Consider the following 24,245-nt stretch of genomic DNA (forward strand, 5'->3'; position numbering starts at 1 on the left):
CCAGCTCCTTGTCTTATTTATATTATCATATTATCAATTAATCTTGCTCTTCCAACAAATACTGCAATTGCAATTATAACTCTTCGATCTATTTTTTCTACAGGCTCCAAATTTTCTTCATCTACTATTTCAATATAATCTATTCTTAACAACGGATGTGTTAAAATCTTTTTCATTTCATTTTTAATAATTTCAACATCTTTTTCTCCCGATTCTATTAATTCTTTAGCTTTCAATAATGATTTATAAAGTCTAACAGCTTCTTTTCTTTCTTCGTCATTTAAATAAGTATTTCTTGATGATAATGCAAGTCCATCAGGTTCTCTTACAATAGGCATTTCAACAAGCTCTACATCCATGTTTAAATCCCTTACCATTCTTCTTAAAACTCTAAATTGCTGTGCATCTTTTTGACCAAAGTAGGCTCTTGTAGGCTTTACAATATTAAATAACTTAGTAACAACAGTACAAACTCCTCTAAAGTGGCCAGGTCTTGAAGCACCACACAAAAATCTCGAAAGTTTTATTTCTTCAACATATGTTGAAAAAGAATCTGGATACATTTCTTCAACTGATGGCACAAAAACATAATCAACTTCCATATCTTTTAACATTGAGAGATCTCTTTCAAGATCTCTGGGATAATTGTTATAATCCTCATTCGGGCCAAACTGGGTTGGGTTAACAAAAATACTTACTATTGTTATATCATTTTCACTTTTTGCAGCTTTTACGAGCGATAGATGACCTTCGTGTAAAAAACCCATTGTTGGAACAAAACCTATAGTTTTTTTTGATTCGAGAATTTCCTTCGATATTTTCTTCATATCTTCAATTTTTTCTATTACTTTCATTTATAACACCTCTCATCATATAGAAATCTAATATTTCATCAGGATCTGTAACAGGATACGCACCATTTTTTATTAAAAAATTTGGTCCTTCAGAATTTAAGGAAAATATGTTACCCGGAACAGTAAAAAGGTCTTTACCAAAATCAATTGCATAATTAGCTGTAATCATAGTCCCACTTTTTTTCTTGCACTCAACTATTAAAACTCCTTCAGAAATCCCAGCTATGATCCTATTTCTAAGAGGGAAATAATGTTTTTTTGGATTTTCCCAAGGCAAATATTCACTAATTAGACATCCCTCTTTAGATATTTTATCGTATATATATTTATTTTGCTTTGGATAGCAAATATCAACTCCACATCCTAGCACAGCAATTGTCTGTTTCGAATTTTTATGAGCCTCGGCATCAATCCCAATTGCCATTCCGCTTACTATAACGAAAAATTCACTTAGTTTTTTCACAAACTTTTCAGTAATACTTTTTCCATATGCTGTCATGCTTCTAGTCCCAACTACAGAAAAACAAATTTTTTTTAGCAGATGAATGTTTCCTTTATAAAAAAGTACAACTGGTGGCTTCCAAATGTTTTTTAAATACTCAGGATATTCATCATCAAAAAATGTAAGAATACCATTTCCTGAAAATTCCAGCCATCTTGTTAGTTTGCTTTCTATAAACTTTTTTCTTTGAATATCTTGGCTTTTTATGTAGCCATTTTTTATTTCATTAATTGTGTATCCAAGACTACTTAAACTTGCTATTTCAACTTTAGTCATATTTTTATTTATTTTGTTCCAAAATTTCTTTAATTCTTTCAATTACTCCCATTTTTTTACCAGGCAGACATTTATCAATTGCATCACCTTTTTTTACAATAGCGGAAGCATAACCTTCGCAGCCAGGATATCCACAAGCACCACAGTTAATCCCTGGAAGAACTTTTGTTATTTCTTCAATTCTTGGATCAACTTCGACCTTAAACTTTTCATTGCTAAATGCAAGAAATAACCCAAATCCTAATCCCAAGGCGCCCATAACAAGTGCTGAATAAAGAATAACCACCTAAAACACCTCCTGCAACTTATTTTTCAATGATATTTTACCACAAATAGACCATTTTTAATAGAAGTGCTATAATACTTTTTTGAAAGGAAACGTTGGGAGGAAAAATATGTCAATACTTTTTAGTAGCCTTCTTTTTTCTATTGCAACATTTTTCTCTAGAATTTTAGGACTATTCAGAGATGTTTTATTTGCAAAATATTTCGGTGTTTCATATGAACTTGATGCATACTTTATAGCCATCATGTTTCCCTTTTTTCTTAGAAAAGTTTTTGGTGAAGGAGCTATGTCTTCTGCATTCGTACCACTTTATTCAGAAAAAAGTGGAGAGGAAAAAGATAAATTTCTATCATCTGTTATTAATGGCTTTTCTTTAATAATTTTGGCATTAGTTATATTATCTTATTTTTTCCCAGATCTAATAATCAACCTATTTGGAGCAGGCAGCTCACACGAAACAAAGATATTGGCTAAAAAGCTTTTATTAATTACGTCACCTTCAATATACTTTATATTCTTGTGGGCAATTTCTTATTCAATTTTAAACACGAATAACAAATTTTTTTGGCCAGCATTGACTCCAAGTATATCTAACATAACAATAATAATAGGGACATTTTTATCAACAAAATATGGAATAATTTCACCTACGGTAGGTTTCTTAATTGGGTCAATATTAATGTTTTTTAGTATTATAAAATCAATCATAAAACATAAATATTATTTTACGATAAAGCATTTTCCACATTTTTTGAAATTATTTTTTCCTACATTTATGACTATGGTAGTTTCACAAATAAACACTGTTGTTGATATGAATGTTGTATCCTTTTACGACAAAGGAAGTATTTCATACCTGCAGTACGCTTCTAGATTTTATTTACTTCCATATGGCCTTTTTGCTGTATCAGTCTCTACGGTTGTCTTATCAAAGATATCGAATGACAGAAAAAATTTTAATTACCATTTAAATGATGCATTAAAATCAACCTTATTTTTTACAATACCATCTATGGTAGGATTAATCTTTTTATCAACTCCAATAATTAGATTTTTTTATGAACATGGAGCATTTACTTCTAAAGACACAATGATTACATCTAAAATTTTAATCGCATATACATTAGGATTACCTTTTTATGGAATTTATTCAACTATTTCTAGAAGTTATCATGCTATAAAAAACACAAAAACACCTTTTATTGCAGCTACTATAGTATCTTTGTCAAATATTATTTTAGATATAATTTTTGGTCTAAAATATGGACCAAATGGAGTTGCTTTAGCTACAAGTATTGCAGGTATTATAGGAGTTTTATATTTATTATTTTCTGTAAAGACTTTTCCGATAAAAGACTTTTTAAAGATATCATTAAATAGTCTTATAATGTTATTTGTAATATATCTGACTGATTTTACAGATAATAAGTTTTGGTTCTTGATACAAATTTTGATTGGAATTTTAGTTTATTTAATTTTTAGCAGTATATTCTATCGAGATTTAATACGGAGGTTTTTGTATGCTAGAAAGAAGTAAGTTAATTTGTTTTGAAAAAATAAATAGTACAAACACATATGTGAAAGAGAATTATAAAAATCTCGACAATGGAACAATAGTATTAGCAAAAGTTCAAACTCAAGGCAGGGGAAGACTTGGAAGAGTATGGATTTCACAAGAGGGCGGATTATGGTTTTCTATACTTTTTAAGAAAAACTTAAAATATCCTAATTTTTACACTAAGCTTTCAGCAATTACACTATTGTCAATTTTGAAAAATTTGAAAATATCTGCTAAAATTAAGTGGCCAAATGATATATTTTTTAAAGAAAAAAAACTTTCGGGTATACTTACAGAAATAATAAGCAAAAATGGAAAAGTACAGGCAATTGTAGTTGGTATCGGATTGAATGTAAATAATGAAACTCCACCTGAAGGCACTTCTGTTTCAAAAGTTACTGAAAAAAAATTTGAAATTAATTTAATTTTAAATTTATTTATAAACAAATTTAATATTTATTATAAATTTTTTAGGTTATTTCCTTTTCTGCTTACCATAGCATGGAAGAAAAACTTAATTTTTAAAAGAAATGACATAATAAATGGTTATAAAATAAAAAAGATTACTTCTGAATACTTGATTGTAGAAAAGAATGGTTTAAATAAGAAAATTAAGAGTATACACGAACTTGAAGGAGGATAAAAATGAGCACAGAAAAATTAGTGGAAAATATAAAAAATGAAATTAAAGAAGTTGTCAAAGAATATGGTAATAAAAATGTTGTAATTGCATTTTCTGGAGGATTAGATAGTACAGTGGCAGCTCTTCTTACTAAAGAAGCACTTGGACCAGAAAATGTTGAACTAGCCAACGTTGTTTATGGACCTTTTACATATAAAAGGAGTATTGAAATTGTTAAAAAGTCTGCTGAAAAAATGGGATTAAAGATTACATTTCTTGAATCATTATATCAAAAAGAAATATGGAAAAATGGACCTTCATGTAACATGTGTACCAAAACTGTAAAAATGAATACTGTAAAAAAATATGCAAAAGATAGATTAGTTATAACTGGTTCAAATCAAAGTGATAGCTGGGGAAAAACAGGATTAAAAGTTTTCAATGGTTTATATGCGCCATTAGGTGATTTAAATAAATCTGAAATCCAAAATATTTTGGATTTTTATTCATTTAAATTGGAGAGAATAGGTGAAAATTCAAAAAGGGAAGGTTGTAAATTAAAACATCTTTTAAAGATCATGACAAATTTGGATTATCATGGAAAAGCAGTTGATTTTGCTAATGAAATATTACTTGAAAATGTCCCCAAAAATCTTGAACTTGCAAATGTAAAAATTATAGGACCACTTTCTAAAAATATTGCAATCATTAATGTTAAACCTATGGTTGATAACATTAATGAAATAAAGAAAAAAATTGAAAATATTGACGTTATAGATGAAGTAATAGTAGCTAAAAAACCACTAATATTACATGTAATTGCAAACCCTTCAATTTATAGAGTCAAAAACTCTAGGTATTGGATAGAAGTAGGGAAATTACAACCAGAATTTGCCGTTCCAATCAAGGTTATATGGAAGGAATCTAAAAATAACAAATTAAGGACAATACAAGTAGTTGGGGTGGAAGAATGGAAAGATTACGACCCGAGGAACTTGAAAATAAACTTGGGTACAGATTTAGAAATGAAGAACTCTTGCTCACTGCTTTAACACATACATCATTCGCACATGAGAATAAAGTTAAATCTTACGAACGTTTGGAATTCCTTGGAGACGCAGTTATTGATTTATTGCTTAGTACAATTCTTTACCAAGAGTTTATCAATTTAAACGAAGGTACAATGGCACAAATCAAAGCAGCAGTAGCAAGTGAAGATATATTATATGAAATTGGAATAGGTATTGGAATACAAAATTATATCTTTCTTGGAAAAGGTGAGTTAAAAAGTGGCGGAAAATACAAAAAATCTATAATTGCAGATGTTGTTGAAGCATTAGTTGCGGCAATTTATGTTGATTGCAAAAAAGATTTAAATGTTTTAGAAAATGTATTCCATGATACTTTTAAAAGGTATATAGAAATTTTTCTTAGTGGAAAGAGAATTTTTGATTATAAAACAAAACTCCAAGAAATTACCCAAGACCGTTTTAAACAATTACCAGTATATGATACTGTATCACAAAAAAATAAATTTATAACAACACTTTATATAGATGGTAAAATTTATTCAAAAGCTGAGGGCTTTTCAAAAAAAGAGTCAGAAAAATTGGCAGCAAAAATTGCTTATGAAAAATTAAAGGAGGAGGAATTTCATGAGTGAAAAGGATATAAAAAAATCTAATTTTAGTGAAAATAATTATGAAATGAATTGGGAAAGATATGAAAAGGCTTTATCAAAAGTTTTGCAGAACTTTGCAAACAAAGGATATGAGAAAGTCACAATCGAAGAACTTTGGGTTGAAACATCACTACCAAAAGATTTGTTATTAGAACTAATTAAGGAAAGAAATATAGTATTTCCAGAAGAAATTAAAGAAATAAAATACAAAAATGATACAATTTGGAGCTCAAACAAAGAATGATCAATGCATTTTTAACAATTTTACCACCATTTTTGATTATAATAGTGGGGTATATTTTTGGTAGAATTTTTCCTTACGATATAAAGATTATATCTAAAATTTCTTTATGGATAATGGCAAGTGTTTTGTCATTTACATTTATAAATGATTATCCTCCGAAATTATCATATCTTAAATCTTACGGATTAGGAATACTATTCCTATTTATTTTGTTTTATATTTTATCATTTGCTTTTAAAAAGGATAGATTTTTAATTTTGACAAATAGTATATACATTAACACGGGATACCTTGGGTATCCCATTTTGTATTCTATTTGGGGAGAAAAAGCTATGTCATATGGTGTTATTTATTCTGTAATTAATATGCTTGTTGCCTCAATTGTTTTACCTTCTTTTATTGGAGAAAAAATTAATTTAAAAAACATACTTAAGTTACCATACCTTTATGTGATAACTTTTGCTTATCTTTTGTCTATTTTTGGTATTAGCTATAAACAACTTCCTGTCCCCTTCATTGAAACAATAAATATGCTTAAAAATTCTGCAATCCCATTTCTTTTAATATTTACTGGTCTTTCACTATCGAAAATTAAGATTAAAAGTGTAAATTTTTATACAGTTATATTTTCAACTATAATTAGATTGGTTTTATATCCAGCTTTTGCCTTAATTTTCGTTTTTCTTTCAAAAATGGATAATGAATTTGCAAGAGTGTTCGTATTAGAAAGCGCTATGCCCACAGCTATTAACAGTGTTATATTAATTGATGCAATTACTGGTGATGCTTCTAAAATAAGTCTTACTGTTGCCATTACAACTCTTCTTTCTGCATTTACTATTCCTGTTTGGATTATTGTTTTAGAAAGAATTTTATAATATTCTTTTATTTCTAATTTTGTTTAATTAATTTCAAAAAAATAAATTTATCACAAAAATTCACAAGTTTGATACTTTTCAAATGGTAATACTTTGTGATATAATTTACTTGAGAAAGAAAAAAACATAAAGGATATGATAGCTCGTTTATGGGGATAGAATGTGAAAAAAATCGTTAATACAGATCTAAGGAGGGATATGATGGCAAAAATTTTTTTGAATGGAAAGGAGTATGAAGTTCCAGATAATTTGACCGTATTAGAGGCAGCCCAGAAACTTGGTATGGAAATCCCAACTTTGTGTCATCATCCAGAGCTAGAGCCAATAGGAGCTTGTAGAGTTTGTGTCGTAGAAATCGAGGGTGCTAGAACACTTCAACCTGCATGTACAACCAAAGTATATGACGGAATTAAAATAAATACGAATTCTGAAAGAGTAGAAAATGCTGTAAAGTTTAATTTATCACTTATAATGGCAAATCACCCAAACGATTGTATGTATTGTGAAGCGGATCAAAGATGTGAACTAAAAAGGCTTGTTCAAAAATATAATATTAGACCTGTATTTAAAGTCTCGGACCTTCCAGATGTATTTGATGATAGCAGTCCTTCAATCCAAAGAGATCTTTCTAGATGTATAAAATGCCAAAGATGTGTAAGAGTTTGTAGTGAAATTCAAGGAATGAATATCTACTCCATGATCGAAAGAGGTTATAAAACCATTCCTCAAACTGCATTTGATATGCCTGTCTATGAAACTAACTGTATTTCATGCGGACAATGTGCATACCTTTGTCCAGTTGGCGCAATTTATGAAACTCCCGATTGGAGAAAAGTACTTAAAATATTAGATAAAAAGGATAACAAAATTTTAGTCGCCCAAACAGCTCCTTCAGTAAGAGTTGCAATAGGTGAAGAATTTGGTATGGAACCAGGTTCAGTAAGTACAGGTAAGATGGTTGCTGCAATTCGAAGATTGGGATTTGATTATGTTTTCGATACAAACTTTGCTGCTGACTTGACAATTATGGAAGAAGGCACAGAACTTATTGGAAGAATAAAAGATGGTGGGCCATTTCCAATGTTTACAAGTTGTTGTCCAGGTTGGATCAATTTGTTAGAAAAAGAATATCCTGAATTTATCAACAATGCTTCAAGTGCGAAATCTCCTCAACAAATGATGAGTCCTATTGTTAAAACATACTTTGCTAAAAAGATTGGGGTAGATCCAGAAGATATAATTATGGTATCTATTATGCCATGTACTGCAAAGAAAGATGAAATTACAAGGCCACAACAAAAGATAAAATTAGAAGATGGAAGAGAAATTAAAACAACAGATTATGTTATTACAACAAGAGAACTTGCAAAACTTATAAAGATGAAACAAATTAACTTTATTGGGCTTGATGATGAAGACTTTGATAATCCACTTGGAACTTCTACTGGTGCCGGTGCAATTTTTGGCGTTACTGGTGGGGTTATGGAAGCTGCTCTTAGAACCGCTTATGAACTTATTACAAACAAAAAATTACCAAAACTTGAATTCAATGCAGTAAGAGGATTAGATGGTATTAGAGAAACCGAAATTGATATAGAAGGTAAAAAATTAAAAGTTGCAATTGCACATGGAACTGCAAACGTAAAAAAACTTCTAGACGATATAAGAGACGGAGTAAGATATTATGACTTTATTGAAATAATGGCATGTCCTGGTGGATGTATAGGTGGTGGTGGACAACCAAAGAGCCTAGATCCAGATATTCTCAAAAAGCGTGCTTCGGCAATCTACTCAATTGACGAACTTAGTACACTTAGAAGATCACATGAAAATCCAGATATTCAAAAGCTTTATGAAGAATTTCTTGAAAAACCAAATAGCCATATTGCTCACGAATTACTACACACTTACTATACAGATAGATCAGTTAAAAATAAAGTAGTTACAGAATAAGGTCCTTTAAAAGCTTTTAAAAATTAAATAAAATATTCCTTTCTGAGGTTGAGGGAAGTTTATCCTGACACCAAGGAAAGGGGAAAAAGCTAGAAAATGCTAATAATGCATTAATTTTCCCCTTTCCTTGGAAAATAAAAAGGAAAGGGGATTTTTATATGGAAAGGTTTTATACAGTAGACATTATTGTTACAAATAGAGACGATGCATATGAAAAAGTGAATCAAATTTTACATGATTTTTCAAGGTATATTAAACTTAGAGTTGGATATCCAATAGAAAGCGAAAATATGGCAGTAATCTTTGTCCTCTTTAAAGCTACAAACGACATATTGGGAAGTTTTACTGGAAAATTAGGACAAATAAAAAATGTGAAAGTAAAAAGTATTCCAATTACAAAGGGGTGAAAGTATGTATGTGTTTATTAAAGAAAAAGATACACAAAAAACTTTTATCGATGAAAAAAAGATAAAAGAAAATCTATCCTCAAATCTTAATCCAGATAGTGAAAAAATACGCAATATATTACAAAAATCTCTCAATAAACAAAGACTTGATCCAGATGAAGTTGCTACTCTTTTGAATGCAAAAGATGAAAAGCAATGGGAGGAAATATTTGAGGCAGCAAGAACTTTAAAGGAAAAAGTATATGGTAACAGAATAGTTTTGTTTGCACCACTATACATTGGAAATGATTGTATCAATGATTGTGAATATTGTGGTTTTAGAATATCAAATAAAGAGGTTGTAAGGAAAACACTTTCCTTTGAAAAATTGAAAGAAGAAGTAAAAGCACTAGTTTCAAAAGGCCACAAACGCTTAATTGTAGTATATGGAGAACATCCAAAATATTCCCCTGAATTTATAGCTAAAACAATTGATATTATTTATAATACCAAACATGGTAACGGCGAAATTAGAAGAGTAAATGTTAATGCTGCTCCTCAAACTGTTGAAGGATATAAAATCATAAAAGAGGTGGGAATAGGTACATACCAGATCTTTCAAGAAACCTATCACTATCCAACATACAAAAAGCTCCACCCTCGCGGCCCAAAATCCAATTTTGCATGGAGGCTATATGGGCTTGACAGGGCAATGCTTGCTGGAATAGATGATGTTGGAATAGGTGCTTTATTTGGACTATATGATTGGAAATTTGAAGTAATGGGATTAATATATCACACCTTACATCTTGAAGAACGCTTTGGAGTAGGACCACACACAATTTCATTCCCAAGAATAGAGCCAGCAGTTGGAACACCTATAGCCGAAAGACCTCCTTATCAAGTTAGTGATGAAGATTTTAAAAAATTAGTTGCCGTTCTAAGACTTGCTGTTCCATATACTGGTTTAATTTTAACAGCAAGAGAACCGGCAGATCTCAGAAGGGAAGTTTTAAAACTTGGTGTATCTCAAATTGATGCAGGATCTAGCATAGGTGTTGGTTCATATTCTGAAACTGATCCAGAGGTGATAAGAAAGAGTCAGTTTATCTTAGGAGATACACGAACACTTGATGAGGTGATTTACGAACTTCTAAAAGAAGAGTATATACCTTCTTTCTGTACTGCTTGTTATAGAGCAGGAAGAACAGGAGAACACTTTATGGAATTTGCAATTCCCGGATTTGTCAAAAGATTTTGTACCCCCAACGCTCTTTTTACATTGAATGAGTACTTAAATGATTACGCTTCTGAAAAGACTTATAAGGAAGGAAAAAAAGTTTTGGAGAAAGAAATTAAAAAAATAGATGAAAAGCAGAAAAAGATTGTTTTAGATGGTTTAGAAAGAATAAACAAGGGGGACCGAGATGTCAGATTGTAATTTAAAGAGCATCTTAGAAAAAATTGCAAGAAAGTATAATTGCAAAATTTGGATCAACAAAAAAATAGGCCGTAGAATATCTTTTATAGAAAAGGCAGGGAATGAATATTATTTACCACCAATGGTGGTATATGAAGATGATAAATTTATAATTTTTGTCGAGAATTTAAAAAGAAGTGATGAAGAATTTAAAAAGCTTATTCAAGAGGTGGTTGATTGTGCACGAAATAATTAAGAAATTAAGAAAAGACTCTCTTACCATTGAAGAACTTGCGCATATAATTGAAAATGAGAAATATGATGAAGAGATATTAAATTATGCAAATGAAATTAGAGAAAAATATGTTGGAAATGAAGTTCATGTCAGGGCAATTATTGAATTTTCAAATTATTGCCGTATGGATTGTTTATATTGCGGTCTGAGGGCTCCAAATAAAAATATTAAAAGATATAGAATGAAAATTGATGAAATAATTGACAGGGCAAAATTAATTGCTGAAAGAGGCATAAAAACTGTTGTATTGCAATCCGGTGAGGATACATATTATACAAAGGAAATTATGTCTAATTTAATAAAAGAAATAAAAAAGTTCGATGTTGCAATAACTTTAAGTATCGGTGAAAGAGAGTTTGATGAATATAAGGCATGGAAAGAAGCAGGAGCAGATAGATACTTAATGAGACACGAAACTGCAGATGAAGCGTTATACAATAAACTCCATCCAAGTGATACTTTTGAAAATAGAAAAAGACACTTGTTTAAATTAAAAGAATTAGGTTACGAAGTAGGAGCAGGATGTATGGTTGGGCTTCCCGGGCAGGGGCCCATTGAACTTGCAAAAGATCTTATTTTTTTAAGAGATCTAGATTCAGATATGATAGGAATTGGTCCTTTTATACCAAATCCAGATACACCATTGAAAGACGAAAAAGGCGGTGATCTAAAGACAACGTTAAAAATCATAGCTCTTGCACGAATTTTAATCCCAACAGCAAATATTCCGGCAACTACTGCAATGGGAAGCTTGCATCCTTTTGGAAGACAATTAGCATTAAAATATGGGGCTAATGTAATTATGCCAAACTTAACTCCAAATCCATATAGACCAAATTATACATTATATCCAAATAAGATATGCTTATTTGAAGCAGATACAAGTTGTATTGAATGTACAAGAGCAATGATAAAAAGTTTAAATAGGGAAGTTGGAAAAAGCTATGGATTTAGGGTTAAAGCATCATAGACTTTTTCTCCATTTATAAATACCATTTCAAGTTTTTCCAAATTTTTGTCTTTGAATACAATAAAATCCGCTTTATAATTGGGCTTTAAAAGCCCAATTTTTTCATTAATCATATTTCCAGAATATTCAGTATATAATTTAATACTATCTTCAAATGAAAAGCCTAACTTTAAGGCACTTGAAATAATATATTTAGGATCAATAGGAGAAACAGGCCCATCACTTGAAAATGAAATTAAATAGCCCTCATCAAACATTCTTTTGAATGGATAGAGCATTAATCCTGATGTGTCGATGTTTTCTAAAATTTTTTGATCTTCAAAGTAAAAATGAGGTTGAACCGAAAATTTAAAATTTTTTAATTTTTCAAAATCTTTTTCTTTAATAAGCTGTGCATGAATTATTCTATGTTTATTGTACCTTCCAAAAAGTTCTATAAGTCTTGATATTGCTTCATCTCCAATTGCATGAACACAAACTTGTACATTATTTTTTTCTGCAAAGTCTAAAATCAATTTAAAATTTTCTGGTAAAGTATATGTTCCATAATTTTTTGAGTTTTTATATGGTCTTGACAAGAAAGCTGTTTTTCCACCTAATGAACCATCTGCAAAAAGTTTTATCCCAAAAATCTTTGAAATACCGTATTCCTTGTTGAATTCGTAATTCCAAGGTGTCTCCGCAAATAACTTTTCATATATTCTCAGCTTACTATCATTTAAAAGTTTTAATAATGTTTCAAAGTCAATTCCATGTAAATCATCTGAATGTACACTAGTTATTCCTTTAGAAATAAATTCATATTCTCCAGTCTTAAAAGCCTTAATATAGTATTCTTCGGGAAGTAATCGCCAAATTTTTTCTAAATCATTTTCATAGATAAAATAATCATTAAATCCTAGTATCTTTTGAGCATATTTATTTAGATATGCAACATGTCCACAAACCCTAATTAAAATCACAGGCTTTGTTATTGAATCAAAAAGGTATTTATCATTAATTTCAGTCCAGCCACGTCCAAGTATTATTTCTTCGCTAGATGAAAATACTTCATCTTGAAAATTATTACTATTTAAATTAAGCATTAATTTGCTTAACCCTACTCCTAATACATGAGCATGGGAATCAGAAAAACCTGGAAGGATGTATTTCCCCTCCAGGTCTATTTCTTGGGCACAATTTTTACAATCATCAACAAATATTCCATTTTTTACATACAAATCATTCTTTAAAAAACGTCCATTATCCCATACAAATGCATTTTTAATTTTTATCATGATAGTAATGCAGTTAACTCAACCAATTCCATATTTAGAGATTTTTTCTGTTTAAGAACTTCGTCCAGTTTAACAGGCACAATTTTACCACCTTGTAGCGCAGTCATAACGTAGCTGTTTCCACGTTTTAAAAATTCCACAGCGGCAACTCCCATTCTTGATGCGAGTAACCTATCAAAAGCTGTAGGTGAACCTCCTCTTTGAATATGCCCCAAAATTGTTATTCTTGTTTCATATCCAATCCTATGTTCTAAATGCCTTGCAACTGTATAAGCACTTGCAGCACCTTCAGCTACAACAACGATACAATTAATTTTACCCCTTTCCCTTTCTTTCAAAATTTTATTTCCTAATGCTTCATAATTTACGGGGATTTCTGGAATTACTATTGCCTCAGCACCAGTTACAAGACCAGCAACTGTTGCAATATATCCGGACGACCTTCCCATAACTTCAACAATAAATGCTCTCTCGTGAGAAGATGCAGTGTCTTTTAACTTTTGAATTGCATCAACAACTGTATTTAAACAAGTATCAACACCAATACTCATGTCAGTCATTGCAATATCATTATCAATTGTGCCTGGAATACCTACTACTGGCACCTTTTGTTCTTCTTCAAGAAACATTGCACCATGTAAACTCCCCTCACCGCCAATCACAATTAATCCTTCTACACCATGTTTTGCAAGGATTTTTGCAGCTTCTTGTCTTGTCTCTTTTCTCACAAATTCTGGACATCTACTACTTCTAAGAATCGTTCCACCTTTTTCCATTATTCCACCAACGGATGCAAAATCCATTTCTATAAAATCTTCATCCAAAAGTCCAGCGTAGCCTCTTTGAATTCCAAGAACTTGAATGTCATTTCTTACAGCATAACGAACTACAGCACGAATGGCGGCATTCATTCCAGGGGCATCTCCACCACTAGTCATAACAGCAATTTTTTTCATAAAATGCCTCCTTACTCATAAAATTAGTTTACATATAATATAATACCACAAAATAAGGTATTTTCAATAAATAGTGGTGGATAATTAACAATTTTTACGAATTTATGCCAATAATAAGCCTTACTTTTTTTATTACTTCCTGTGGATTTCTTGCAAAAACTCTTATCATTGCTTCTTTACCCCAAAATCCTTTGTCGTATATTACATCTGGAGGTGTATCTAAATTTTCAATAATACTATTTATTCCCCATTTTAATGATTGTCCCTCTATATTTTTAAATTCTTCTGGTTCCTTTTCACGTTTTAACTCGTAAACTTTTAAACCATATCTTTTAGCATTTTCAATATAATCTTCTTCATATCTTACATTGGTTGTGCATCTCATGTAGGGAAATTTCTTCATCATTTCAATCGTCATTCTGGCAGTATGAGATTTTCCTTCAAAAGTTGCTTTTCCAATAAAATATGGTTTGTCATTGACTAATCTTATTCTTCCGGGAAATTTTGCGACTTCTTCTTCATTTTTTGCTCCCATAATTGCATATGAAACGTTTTGCCCAACTTCTGGAATTGTATATCTACCAATTTCCATAATGTCTAACATTATTTTATTAAGTTCATCCAAGGTTTCATATTTTATCCAATCGCTTGAAAGCTTTTCCACTTCAACTCTTTGTGATGATCTTTTTAAAACTTTTAAAATTATATTCCCGGCTTCTTTTATTGCTTCTTCAGCAGGATATCCTTTTAAAACTAAGCACGAAAAGAGAGTTGTAAATACACAACCTGTGCCTCTAAAGTTACCATTTAATCTTTCATGGTAAAATTCTTTTCCTTTATAGGTTATTTTTATATACTCGCCTTCTAAATGCCCACCAGTAATAATCATATTATCAAATTTTCCTATTTTTTCTGCCTCTTCACTATTTACAACAACAAAGTCAGAAAGTTTAATATAGTTTTTAACTATATTTTCATCTAAAAATTTCAAGCCGTTTGATGATTGTAAAACAGGATTCCAAACAATTATTGTATCTTTATATATATCTCTAAGTTTTTCTATAATCTCAGGATTTGCAATTCCAACTTTTATAATTCCAACATCATCAAAGTATTTAATTTCTTCAAGAATCTCATTTGTATCTCTAAATCTTACACTTAATGATTTTGTTAATGTCTGAACGGTAAATGCACTTACTGTTGAATATATACTTACTCCCATAGCTGTTGCTACTGATATATCTTGAATCAATCCAGCCCCAGATGATGGGTCAAGCCCAGAAATGATTAACATTTTTTTCATTAAATCACCCCCAAAAATTTTAAAAGTTTATCCAAATCTTTATTGCATTGTGGCGTAGATTCAATAACAATATCTGCATCTAATTTCATAATTAGTTTTAGTAATTCAATATAGTATTTATTTTCACTCCAAGGTTTGTGATGACATATTTTATAAATCTTTTTATCTGCATAGTAAATGTGGAATTCTTCAATATATTCTTCCAAGAATTCAATAAATTTAAAAGGATTTATTCTCTCATCCAAAAGAAGATGTCCAATATCTATACATAGTTTTAAATTTAAATCTTGACATAAATTTTTATAGTCTTTTTCACTATAAAAAAATTTATTTCCATAAGTATTTTCAATTCTTATTTTTATAATACTGTTTAGTTCTTCCAAAAGAAATAAATTTTTATTCCATTCATCATTTTGAAGCGCATCCGGATAATGGACTATTAAATATTCTGACTTTATTTGTTTTGCAAAATATGCACTTCTTAAAATTTTAGAAAATGTAAAATGGTAGTCTGAATGTGTTAATTTTGGATGATTTTTCAATTTAAAGATAAATGGTGAATGGACTCCTATGGATTTGCCTTTTATAACATTTAAATTGTTAATATACTTTGGATCTATAAATCCAATTTCAAATAGATTTGAAAATTTAAATTTTTCTGTTAAATATTTGATCATCCTTAAATCACTTTTTACAACACTTGTAGATACTCCCAGCCTTTGCATATTATTCTTCTAAATACTCCTCTACAACTTTAAGAGCACAAAATGGGCCACACATAGAACAACCTTTTCCTGAGTAGGGGCGAGCACTTAAATATCTTTCAACAATTTCTTTATCAAGTGATACTTCTTTTATCCCTTGCCAATCTAAATTTTTCCTTGAAATTGCTAATTTGTAATTTTCATCAATAAACTTTCCTCTTGAAAAATCTGCAGCCATAGCAGCAATTTTTGCAGCAATAACACCTTTTTTTACATCTTCAACATTTGGCAAAGATAAATGTTCTGAAGGAGTCACATAACAAATAAAGTCTGCTCCACTTCTTGCAGCAATTGCTGCTCCTATTGCAGAAGTTATATGATCATAACCAGGAGCAATATCTAATACTATAGGGCCAAGTAAGAATACCGGTGAATTTTTTCCATATTTTTTCATTAAATTTACTGTTGTTTCTATCTGATCAAGTGGAACATGACCTGGACCTTCTAACATTACTTGAACATTCTTTTTTCTAGCCTTTTCAACCAATTCTTCAAATATAAACCATTCTTCTAATTGTAATCTGTCTAAAGAATCAAATAAGTTCCCTGGTCTTAATGAATCACCAAGACTTAAAGTTACATCGTATTCTCTTGCAATATCAAGTACTTCATCAAAGTATTTGTAAAACGGATTTTCTAGATTGTTTTTAATTATCCATCCTGCAATAATTGATCCACCTCTACTAACTATTTTCATTATTCTTTTTGAGCTTTTTAATTTTTTAACGATATCTTTAGTTATACTTATATGTAAGGTCACGAAATCCACACCTTGTTTTGCATGTTTCTCAAATATTTTTAAGAAATCTTTTTCACTAAAATCAACAACATTCTTTTTTTTCTGATAAGAAATTACAGCTGCATCATAAATTGGAACAGTTCCAACGGGAATATCTGAATTCTTAATTATGAATTCTCTTTGCTCATCTAGATTCCCCCATGTTGAAAGTAACATAACACTATTTGCTCCCACAGCTTTGGCAGTATTAAATTTCTCTTTTTCATATTCAAAATCATCATATCCAAATGATGTTCCAATATTTGCGTTTACTTTTACAGTTAAACCTTCACCAATTCCCATAAACTTTTTTAATGACGTATGATTTTTATTGTGCGGAATTACAATTTTTCCATTCAATAATCCTTCTATAATTTTATTTACACTAACATTTTCATGCTCAGCAATTTTTTCTATTTCACTACATTTTTCACCATTTTTAACCTTTTCAATTAGCGTCATTATTTCACCTCTATGGATAATTTTTCTAATATTTTATTTGCAACTTTTAAACCTGATTTAATCATCCCGCCGAAAATTGGTCCCATTCTGGGGCCACCACCTACTGAAACTGCAGCCATTCCCATTACGTAAAGTCCTGGGAAAACTTCTTTAGTATTTTCAACTACAAATTTTTCTCCTTCTTTTGCATTCATAGGATACTCCCTAATTTTCCCTATAGGAAGGTCGATATCAATTCCTCTATCAACTAACATATTCACAACATTTGCAGGATGTCCCGTACCATCAACTACGAACTTTGCCATAATTGTTATAGGATCAACATGGAGTTTTTGCCTTATAACTGGTGCCCAATTTATTACAATTCCATTCACTTTATTTTCATATAATACAATATCTTCAACTATAACATTATTGAATAAAATTGCACCAGCTTTAGTAGCATTGTATAGCAAAGAAGACGCAAAATGTACAGAATCAACTGAAATAAAATTGTTTTTAATTAAGTAATTCATTCCTAATTCATCTAAAAAAGATTTAATATCGTTTTCAACAACTAGTTCATTAAACATCATTCCTCCACCCCATGTACCACCACCAGGTTCGTTTTTTGCTTCAAATATAGCAACTTTCAATCCTTTTTTTGAAAGATAGTAGGAAGCCGATAAAGCGCTTGGACCACCTCCGACAATGGCTACATCAACGTTCAAATTATCATTCAATTTTTCAAAAAACCTTTCTACAATAATTTTGGAAACTTCATAATCCCACATTCCGTCTACCTCCTTAATAAAAAATTCCCCTCCGCAAAAGCGGAGGGGTTATTATAAACTTATAGACTCTTATCTTTTCCTTCCCAATCCCTCCGCCGGTATTACCCGGTTCAGGTTCTAAGGGTCGAAGGTTTCCACCTTCCTCTCAGCCCCGGATTATGGAGCTCCCCTTGGGATTTTATTCACTTTTCTTACACTAATATAGTACTACTAAATTTTTAAAATGTCAATTTAGTTTTTTAATTTCTTTTATAATGTCATAAAAGAAAAAGTAAGAATATATTCCAAGAGTTAGTATGGAAAATACAATAAACTTAAAAATTGATTTTTTTGACTTTATTATACTCAATATTACCTTAAGATATAACAAAATAAATAGAAAACTCATAAACTGCGCAACAAAATACGTAAAATATGATGAGGTTAAATACAAAGGAAGCAGAGAGAAAAGTGCAAGAAATAACGCTATATAAAAAATCCACATAAAGTTTACATTAAATTTCTTTCCAATTTTTCTACCAAATAAGAATAGTAAAAACATTAAAAATAACGATGAAATAGTCAACAATATTTGCGAAATAGGTTCATTAAAGAAAACAAAAATATTAGCTAAAATTGAAAAAAATGTATAACCCCAAAAAGAAATAATCATTATTAATATACCTCCATTTTTTTGTTTAATACTATTCTAAGTATAAAAAAATAATCGATTAAAGTCAAATATTTTCAACAAATAAAAAACATGGCTTCAAACAAATTGAAGCCATGTTTTCAAGATAAGAAATTTCCAAATATTCAACTTTTATCTTCAAACTCTGGAATCTTCTATTTCTTCTATCTCACTAAAATGAATAATATCTATCTTTTCTCTTTTTAACATATTTGATAAAACATTTTTAGGACCAACTTCAATAAATTCTTCTACTCCAAGTTCTAACATTCTTCTTATCGATTGCAACCAGTAAACTGGTCCTGCTATTTGTTCAAGTAAATAGTATTTTAATTCCTCTGGGTCAGTCGATTCTTTTGCTGTACTATTTAAAACAATCGGAACTTTTGGTTTTTTGAATTTAACATGTTCTATTTCTTTAGAAAGTTTTTCGCGAGCACTTTCTAAAAAGGGAGTATGGAAAGGTCCAGAAACAACCAATTCTGTTGCTCTAATACCTTTATTTTTACAATCTTCTATAAATTTTTGAATAGATGATTTCAAACCACTTATAACTGTTTGTGTTGAAGAATTATAATTTGCAACATAAAGACCTTCATAATTTTTAACAAGCTCTTCTACTTTCTCAGCAGAGATTTTTAGAACCGCAGCCATACTTCCTTTTCCCGGCTCGATTGCTTGAGAAATATATTCTCCCCTTTTTCTTACCAAATATATTCCAAAATCAAAATCGTATACCCCAGCTGCAGCAAAGGCGGTATACTCTCCCAGGCTATGCCCTGCAAATATATCATAGTTTATTCCTAAGCTTTCTAAGTGTTTAAAAGCCACAAAACTAGCTAAAAATATTGCAGGTTGCGCATTTTCGGTTAACTTTAGAGTTTCTTCATCTCCATTCATGATATTTATTAAATCAATATTAAGCACCTCTTCTGCTCTTTTACTTAGATCATTCCAAAATGGATATTTAGAAAAATCCTTTGCCATTCCAGAATATTGTGAACCTTGACCTGGAAATAAAAAAGCTTTCATGCTTCCACCACCTTTAAAACTCTTTTTGAAATTATAACTGCTAAGCACATTTTCAAAAAATCTATTCCAATAAATGGAACAACTCCGATCATAAAAGCTTTTTTAAAATCGTGCAAATGATAATTTAAAACCAAAACCCCTAATGTGTAGATGATTGCAATTCCCAATATCCCATGTAAAAACATAGAAAAATAATCTTTCTTAGATAGAGAAATTATCCAAGCAGCTAAAGGAAAAGCAATTAAATATCCACCAGTTGGACCAATTATACTTGCAAATCCTCCTGAAAAGTTAGCAAAAACAGGAAGGCCAATGATACCTAAAAGAAGATAAATAGATTGTGTTAAAAGGGCAAGTGTGGGTTTTAAAAAATAACCAGTTAAAAATACCATTAAGACCTGTAAAGTTATAGGTACAGTCCCAATTGGAATTGATATTTGTGCTCCGACTATGGTTAAAGTTACAAATAACGCAACTAATGATATATCTTTAGTTTTCATAACCTTACCTCCCCTAATTTTCTCACAGTCTCGTTAAATTCTTCCATTATTTCTTCAATAATTTCGTGTACAGGCTTTATATCTTTAATTAACCCAACACTCTGTCCTGCCATGAAAGAGCCTTGCTCAATATTTCCTTCCTGAACAGCTTTTCTAAGGCTACCAACCAATATATTTTCGGCATCTTGTGGACTTTCAACTTCCAAAGTTTTGACTATTTTTGCAAACTTAGTTTTTATAACTCTTGCTGAATGACCCAAACTTGCTCCAGTAATAATAGTATCTCTTATTCCTGATTTTATAATTAAATTTTTAAAGTTTTCATGAACTTCTGCTTCTTTACTAGCAATAAATCTTGTTCCCATTTGTATTCCCTCAGCCCCTAACGCAAAAGCAGCTGCCATTCCTTTTCCATCTGCAATTCCACCTGCAGCAATTACAGGAATTTTTACACTCTTTGATACAGAGTTAACTAAAACAAAAGTTGTAACTTCGCCTATATGCCCACCAGATTCCATTCCTTCAGCAATAACTGCATCAGCTCCAGTCCTTTCAACAAGTCGAGCAAGATTTTCCGAAGCAACTACTGGAACAACTTTAATCCCTGTACTTTTCAAATCATTTATGTATTTTGTTGGATTTCCCGCCCCAAATGTTACAACTGGAACTTTGTTTTTTAATACAACTTCAACTAGTTCATCTGCAAACGGTGACACTAATATTATATTTACTCCAAATGGTTTATCTGTGTGTTTTCTTACCTCATCAATCGCATTTTGTAAGTCTTCACCTTTCATAGCTCCTGCACCTATTATTCCTAGGCCTCCAGCATTTGATACAGCTGCAGCAAGTCTTGGTGTACCAGCCCAAGACATTCCACCCATCAATATTGGATATTTAATATTAAAGAGTTTGCAAATTCTATTCATAAAATTCACCTCTTTGAACCTAATAATAGAACTGCTTTCGCTACCATTTTACTACTAACATATGCTTTTGCATCTACAAACACTACTCCAGCTTTTATTTCTTTTATCTTAACTTCATATCTTAGTGTACAATCGGGCCTTACTTCTCCTTTAAAACGCGCATTATCAATCCCTAAAAATAATGGTATTTCATCATTTCCTTTTAAAAGCAGTATTCCTGCAGTTTGTGCAAGACCTTCTAAAATATAAACACCTGGATATATATGGTAATTTGGAAAATGACCTTTAAATATAGGATCAGAATCTTTAATTTCTCTTTCAGCAACAATATAATCTTCTCCTTTTTCAACAACTCTGTCAACAAGCAAAATAGGATCTCTATGAGGCAAAATTTTCATTATTTCCTCTTTTTTCATTATTAGTACCTCCCAATAACAACAGAAGCATTATGACCACCAAAACCGAACGAATTTTTAAGAAAATTATTAATCTTTGCTTCTCTAGTTTCTTTAACTAAATTTAATTTCGAAGCAATTTCATCAGGTTTCTCAAGATTTGGCATTCCATGTACAAAACCTTCATTCATTTCTAATATTGCTGCAATTGTTTCTACAACACCTGCTGCTCCTAATAAATGTCCAGTTAAAGCCTTGGTTGAATTTACAAATAAATTATTCCTTTCTCCAAAAACATTCAAAATTGCTTGAGCTTCAAGTTCATCACCAACTGGTGTACTTGTAGCATGACAGCTTACAAGATCAATTTCATCCGGAGAAAGGTTTGCATCTTTTAATGATTGAAGCATTACTGATGTAGAACCTTTTGATTGAGGATCAGGAGCACTAAAATGATAAGCATCATCGTTCATTCCAAAACCCTTAACTTGGGCTAATATATTTGCGTTTCTCTTTTTAGCAAATTCTTCGGATTCTAAAATTAGTATTCCGGCTCCTTCTGCCATTACAAAACCATCTCTTTCAACATCAAATGGCCTAGAAGCTTTTTTCGGCTCATCATTCCTTGTAGACAAAGCTTTCATAGCCGCAAAACCTGCAATTGGTAATGGAGCAATAGTAGCTTCTGCACCACCTACAACAGCTACATCCACATAGCCGTGCCTTATTAAAAGTGCTCCCAAAGCAATAGCATGAACTGAACTTGCACAAGCACTAACAACTGAAAAATTAGGTCCTTTTAGCTTATAATTCATTGCAACAACACCACTTGCCATATTTGAAAGTATCATTGGGATCATAAATGGACTAACTCTATTTGCACCACGTTCTTTGAAAACATCATTTTGTTTGTCGAGAGTTATAAATCCTCCCATACCACTTGCTACTATTACCGCAACTCTTTCTTCTATTCCTTCAAAATTGATCTTTGAGTTTTCAATAGCCTCTTTTGCAGCAACAAGTGCAAATTGAGTGTACCTATCAATACGTTTAGATAATTTTTTATCAATGTATTCTTCTGGCACAAAACCTGTTACTTCTCCAGCAATTTTTACAGGTAAATTTTCAGCATTGAAGCTTGAAATTTTATCTATTCCTATATGCATTTTTTTCAGATTTTCAGAAAACTCGGAAATATTTTTTCCAATTGGATTTATGGTCCCCATTCCAGTTATAACAACTCTTTTCACATTTACACCTCCTATTAATATTTTTACAAGTAAAATTATATCAGTTTAACTTTTTTAAGTCAAGCAAACTTATCATGCTTTTATTTATCATCATCCGCGAAATTAGTTACATTAATCTTAACACAATAACGGAATTTAAAAATATTGAAAAGCTATTTATATAATAACATTCGTGGTATAATTTTATAAGAAAAAAATTTTAGGAGGAAAAAAAGATGGAATTAACAGCTGAGGTATACGGTGTAGAATTGATACCTATGGGACCGATTATTTATTATACTGAAAATGGCGAAGATATAAAAGTAAATGATACAGTTATTGTTATTAGTGAGTTTGGTTTAGACTATGGAGTTGTAAGAATTGGTAAAAGGCAAATGAGCATAGATGATATAGGGTACGATTTAAAACCAATAATTAGAAAAGCTACTGAAGAAGATTTAGAAACAATTGAGAAAAATAAAGAAATTGCAAAAAGAGCATTTGAAGTTACAAAACAACTTGTAAAAAAACATGGTCTAAACATGAAGGTTTTATATTCAAAAATGATGGTTGATGGTTCAAGACTAGTAATTTATTTTAGTTCTAAAAACAGAGTAGACTTTAGAGAACTTGTTAAAGATATTGCTAAAGAATTTAAAACAAGAATAGAACTTAGACAAGTCGGTGCCAGAGATGAAATGAAATTTATAAAAGGTTTGGGACTTTGTGGAAAAAAGTCATGCTGTTCTTACTGGCTTAGAAGTTTTGACAGTATTACTCTAAAACATGCAAAAAGGCAACAGATGATGATAAATACCGCAAAAATTACTGGTCCATGTGGTAGATTACTTTGCTGCTTAAAATTTGAGTATGATTTCTACATAGACGCATTGAAAAACATTCCAGATGAAGGAAGTATGATTAAATATAATGGTAAAGATGCAAAAGTTATTACTGTAAATGTGTTTCTAAAAAAGGTAACAATATACACAAAAGACGGTGAAACTATAGCTCTACCCTTTGATTATTTTAGAGGTGGTAATAATGTGGAAATTGTTGATGACAACAGGGATAATATTGATCTTGATATCACTGATGATGTTTTTAATGGAGAAGAGTAAAATTTTTCCTTTGCCTGGAGATATTGTTATAAAAAGAGGCAATTTTGTTCTTATAATACCAATTACAAGCATGATTATACTAAGCATTATATTAACAATTGTTATGAGTCTTTTTAGAAGGTGATACACTT

General features: G+C 30.7%; 28 protein-coding genes and 1 riboswitch. Of the genes, 13 read left to right on the forward strand and 15 right to left on the reverse strand.

Going from position 1 to position 24,245, the window contains the following annotated elements:
* Positions 1–17 precede the first annotated feature (17 nt).
* From panC to OB7_RS02575, 3 genes are read right to left on the reverse strand one after another with little or no spacing between them, the layout of a single operon-like run.
* On the reverse strand, positions 18–854 hold the full coding sequence (gene panC, locus OB7_RS02565) for a pantoate--beta-alanine ligase (protein WP_114702458.1): 837 nt from the start codon (positions 852–854) through the stop codon (positions 18–20).
* Entirely contained in the window at positions 832–1,674 is an 843-nt protein-coding gene (gene dprA, locus OB7_RS02570) for a DNA-processing protein DprA (RefSeq protein WP_249030997.1), read from the reverse strand. Before dprA ends, panC begins: the two co-directional genes overlap by 23 nt.
* Positions 1,637–1,918, reverse strand: coding sequence for an RnfABCDGE type electron transport complex subunit B (locus tag OB7_RS02575; protein ID WP_114702459.1), 282 nt, complete (start codon positions 1,916–1,918; stop codon positions 1,637–1,639). The genes dprA and OB7_RS02575 overlap by 38 nt, the downstream gene beginning before the upstream one ends.
* 109 nt (positions 1,919–2,027) lie before the next feature.
* Between OB7_RS02575 and murJ the strand changes: the two genes are divergently transcribed.
* The 11 genes from murJ (at position 2,028) to hydE (ending at position 11,925) form a co-directional block, all read left to right on the forward strand.
* Entirely contained in the window at positions 2,028–3,455 is a 1,428-nt protein-coding gene (gene murJ, locus OB7_RS02580) for a murein biosynthesis integral membrane protein MurJ (RefSeq protein WP_114702460.1), read from the forward strand.
* Complete coding sequence (locus tag OB7_RS02585) at positions 3,439–4,119, forward strand: biotin--[acetyl-CoA-carboxylase] ligase (protein WP_012580437.1); 681 nt, start codon at positions 3,439–3,441, stop codon at positions 4,117–4,119. The genes murJ and OB7_RS02585 overlap by 17 nt, the downstream gene beginning before the upstream one ends.
* Positions 4,120–4,121: 2 nt before the next feature.
* The gene (locus OB7_RS02590) at positions 4,122–5,150 is read left to right on the forward strand and encodes an adenine nucleotide alpha hydrolase family protein (RefSeq protein ID WP_114702461.1); all 1,029 of its coding nucleotides are present in this window, start codon (positions 4,122–4,124) and stop codon (positions 5,148–5,150) included.
* Positions 5,069–5,761 carry a ribonuclease III gene (rnc, locus tag OB7_RS02595; protein ID WP_114702462.1) on the forward strand — a complete coding sequence of 231 codons (693 nt, stop codon included), beginning with the start codon at positions 5,069–5,071 and terminating at the stop codon, positions 5,759–5,761. The genes OB7_RS02590 and rnc overlap by 82 nt, the downstream gene beginning before the upstream one ends.
* Positions 5,754–6,023: a hypothetical protein gene (locus OB7_RS02600; RefSeq protein ID WP_114702463.1), complete on the forward strand. Its 270-nt coding sequence runs from the start codon at positions 5,754–5,756 to the stop codon at positions 6,021–6,023. Before rnc ends, OB7_RS02600 begins: the two co-directional genes overlap by 8 nt.
* The gene (locus tag OB7_RS02605) at positions 6,020–6,901 is read left to right on the forward strand and encodes an AEC family transporter (protein ID WP_114702464.1); all 882 of its coding nucleotides are present in this window, start codon (positions 6,020–6,022) and stop codon (positions 6,899–6,901) included. Before OB7_RS02600 ends, OB7_RS02605 begins: the two co-directional genes overlap by 4 nt.
* A gap of 201 nt (positions 6,902–7,102) precedes the next feature.
* The gene (locus OB7_RS02610) at positions 7,103–8,854 is read left to right on the forward strand and encodes an NADH-dependent [FeFe] hydrogenase, group A6 (protein WP_114702465.1); all 1,752 of its coding nucleotides are present in this window, start codon (positions 7,103–7,105) and stop codon (positions 8,852–8,854) included.
* A 158-nt stretch (positions 8,855–9,012) separates the two neighbouring features.
* The gene (locus OB7_RS02615) at positions 9,013–9,261 is read left to right on the forward strand and encodes a TM1266 family iron-only hydrogenase system putative regulator (protein WP_004102744.1); all 249 of its coding nucleotides are present in this window, start codon (positions 9,013–9,015) and stop codon (positions 9,259–9,261) included.
* A 4-nt stretch (positions 9,262–9,265) separates the two neighbouring features.
* On the forward strand, positions 9,266–10,681 hold the full coding sequence (gene hydG / locus OB7_RS02620; RefSeq protein ID WP_114702466.1) for a [FeFe] hydrogenase H-cluster radical SAM maturase HydG: 1,416 nt from the start codon (positions 9,266–9,268) through the stop codon (positions 10,679–10,681).
* Positions 10,668–10,916: a hypothetical protein gene (locus tag OB7_RS02625; RefSeq protein ID WP_012580429.1), complete on the forward strand. Its 249-nt coding sequence runs from the start codon at positions 10,668–10,670 to the stop codon at positions 10,914–10,916. The genes hydG and OB7_RS02625 overlap by 14 nt, the downstream gene beginning before the upstream one ends.
* Positions 10,900–11,925: a [FeFe] hydrogenase H-cluster radical SAM maturase HydE gene (gene hydE / locus OB7_RS02630; RefSeq protein WP_012580428.1), complete on the forward strand. Its 1,026-nt coding sequence runs from the start codon at positions 10,900–10,902 to the stop codon at positions 11,923–11,925. The genes OB7_RS02625 and hydE overlap by 17 nt, the downstream gene beginning before the upstream one ends.
* Here the strand turns inward: hydE and OB7_RS02635 are convergent.
* The 12 genes from OB7_RS02635 to fabF form a co-directional block, all read right to left on the reverse strand.
* Entirely contained in the window at positions 11,898–13,202 is a 1,305-nt protein-coding gene (locus OB7_RS02635; RefSeq protein WP_114702467.1) for an amidohydrolase, read from the reverse strand. The genes hydE and OB7_RS02635 overlap by 28 nt on opposite strands.
* On the reverse strand, positions 13,199–14,158 hold the full coding sequence (gene pfkA / locus OB7_RS02640) for a 6-phosphofructokinase (protein ID WP_114702468.1): 960 nt from the start codon (positions 14,156–14,158) through the stop codon (positions 13,199–13,201). Before pfkA ends, OB7_RS02635 begins: the two co-directional genes overlap by 4 nt.
* Positions 14,159–14,252: 94 nt before the next feature.
* Positions 14,253–15,461, reverse strand: a complete 1,209-nt coding sequence (locus OB7_RS02645; RefSeq protein WP_114702469.1) for a thiamine-phosphate synthase family protein — start codon at positions 15,459–15,461, stop codon at positions 14,253–14,255.
* Positions 15,461–16,186, reverse strand: coding sequence for a TIM barrel protein (locus OB7_RS02650; protein WP_012580425.1), 726 nt, complete (start codon positions 16,184–16,186; stop codon positions 15,461–15,463). Before OB7_RS02650 ends, OB7_RS02645 begins: the two co-directional genes overlap by 1 nt.
* A gap of 1 nt (position 16,187) precedes the next feature.
* A complete protein-coding gene (gene thiC / locus OB7_RS02655; protein WP_114702470.1) occupies positions 16,188–17,465 on the reverse strand; it encodes a phosphomethylpyrimidine synthase ThiC in 1,278 nt (425 codons plus the stop codon).
* Positions 17,465–18,238 (reverse strand): sulfide-dependent adenosine diphosphate thiazole synthase, encoded by a 774-nt coding sequence (locus OB7_RS02660; protein WP_012580423.1) that lies wholly within the window; start codon positions 18,236–18,238, stop codon positions 17,465–17,467. Before OB7_RS02660 ends, thiC begins: the two co-directional genes overlap by 1 nt.
* 69 nt (positions 18,239–18,307) lie before the next feature.
* Positions 18,308–18,419: riboswitch (TPP riboswitch) on the reverse strand.
* A 45-nt stretch (positions 18,420–18,464) separates the two neighbouring features.
* On the reverse strand, positions 18,465–18,890 hold the full coding sequence (locus tag OB7_RS02665; protein WP_012580422.1) for a DUF4234 domain-containing protein: 426 nt from the start codon (positions 18,888–18,890) through the stop codon (positions 18,465–18,467).
* A gap of 156 nt (positions 18,891–19,046) precedes the next feature.
* On the reverse strand, positions 19,047–19,940 hold the full coding sequence (gene fabD, locus OB7_RS02670) for an ACP S-malonyltransferase (RefSeq protein ID WP_114702471.1): 894 nt from the start codon (positions 19,938–19,940) through the stop codon (positions 19,047–19,049).
* Positions 19,937–20,440, reverse strand: coding sequence for a biotin transporter BioY (locus OB7_RS02675; protein ID WP_012580420.1), 504 nt, complete (start codon positions 20,438–20,440; stop codon positions 19,937–19,939). The genes fabD and OB7_RS02675 overlap by 4 nt, the downstream gene beginning before the upstream one ends.
* Positions 20,437–21,369, reverse strand: coding sequence for an enoyl-[acyl-carrier-protein] reductase FabK (gene fabK, locus OB7_RS02680; protein ID WP_012580419.1), 933 nt, complete (start codon positions 21,367–21,369; stop codon positions 20,437–20,439). The genes OB7_RS02675 and fabK overlap by 4 nt, the downstream gene beginning before the upstream one ends.
* A gap of 5 nt (positions 21,370–21,374) precedes the next feature.
* Entirely contained in the window at positions 21,375–21,785 is a 411-nt protein-coding gene (gene fabZ / locus OB7_RS02685; RefSeq protein ID WP_012580418.1) for a 3-hydroxyacyl-ACP dehydratase FabZ, read from the reverse strand.
* A gap of 2 nt (positions 21,786–21,787) precedes the next feature.
* A complete protein-coding gene (fabF, locus tag OB7_RS02690) occupies positions 21,788–23,014 on the reverse strand; it encodes a beta-ketoacyl-ACP synthase II (RefSeq protein WP_012580417.1) in 1,227 nt (408 codons plus the stop codon).
* Between the two features lie 215 nt (positions 23,015–23,229).
* Between fabF and OB7_RS02695 the strand changes: the two genes are divergently transcribed.
* Positions 23,230–24,114, forward strand: coding sequence for a PSP1 domain-containing protein (locus OB7_RS02695; RefSeq protein ID WP_012580416.1), 885 nt, complete (start codon positions 23,230–23,232; stop codon positions 24,112–24,114).
* Positions 24,101–24,238, forward strand: coding sequence for a DUF2905 domain-containing protein (locus tag OB7_RS02700; protein WP_004102707.1), 138 nt, complete (start codon positions 24,101–24,103; stop codon positions 24,236–24,238). The genes OB7_RS02695 and OB7_RS02700 overlap by 14 nt, the downstream gene beginning before the upstream one ends.
* Positions 24,239–24,245: the final 7 nt, after the last annotated feature.

The sequence above is a fragment of the Thermosipho africanus Ob7 genome (assembly GCF_003351105.1).
Lineage (GTDB): Bacteria > Thermotogota > Thermotogae > Thermotogales > Fervidobacteriaceae > Thermosipho > Thermosipho africanus.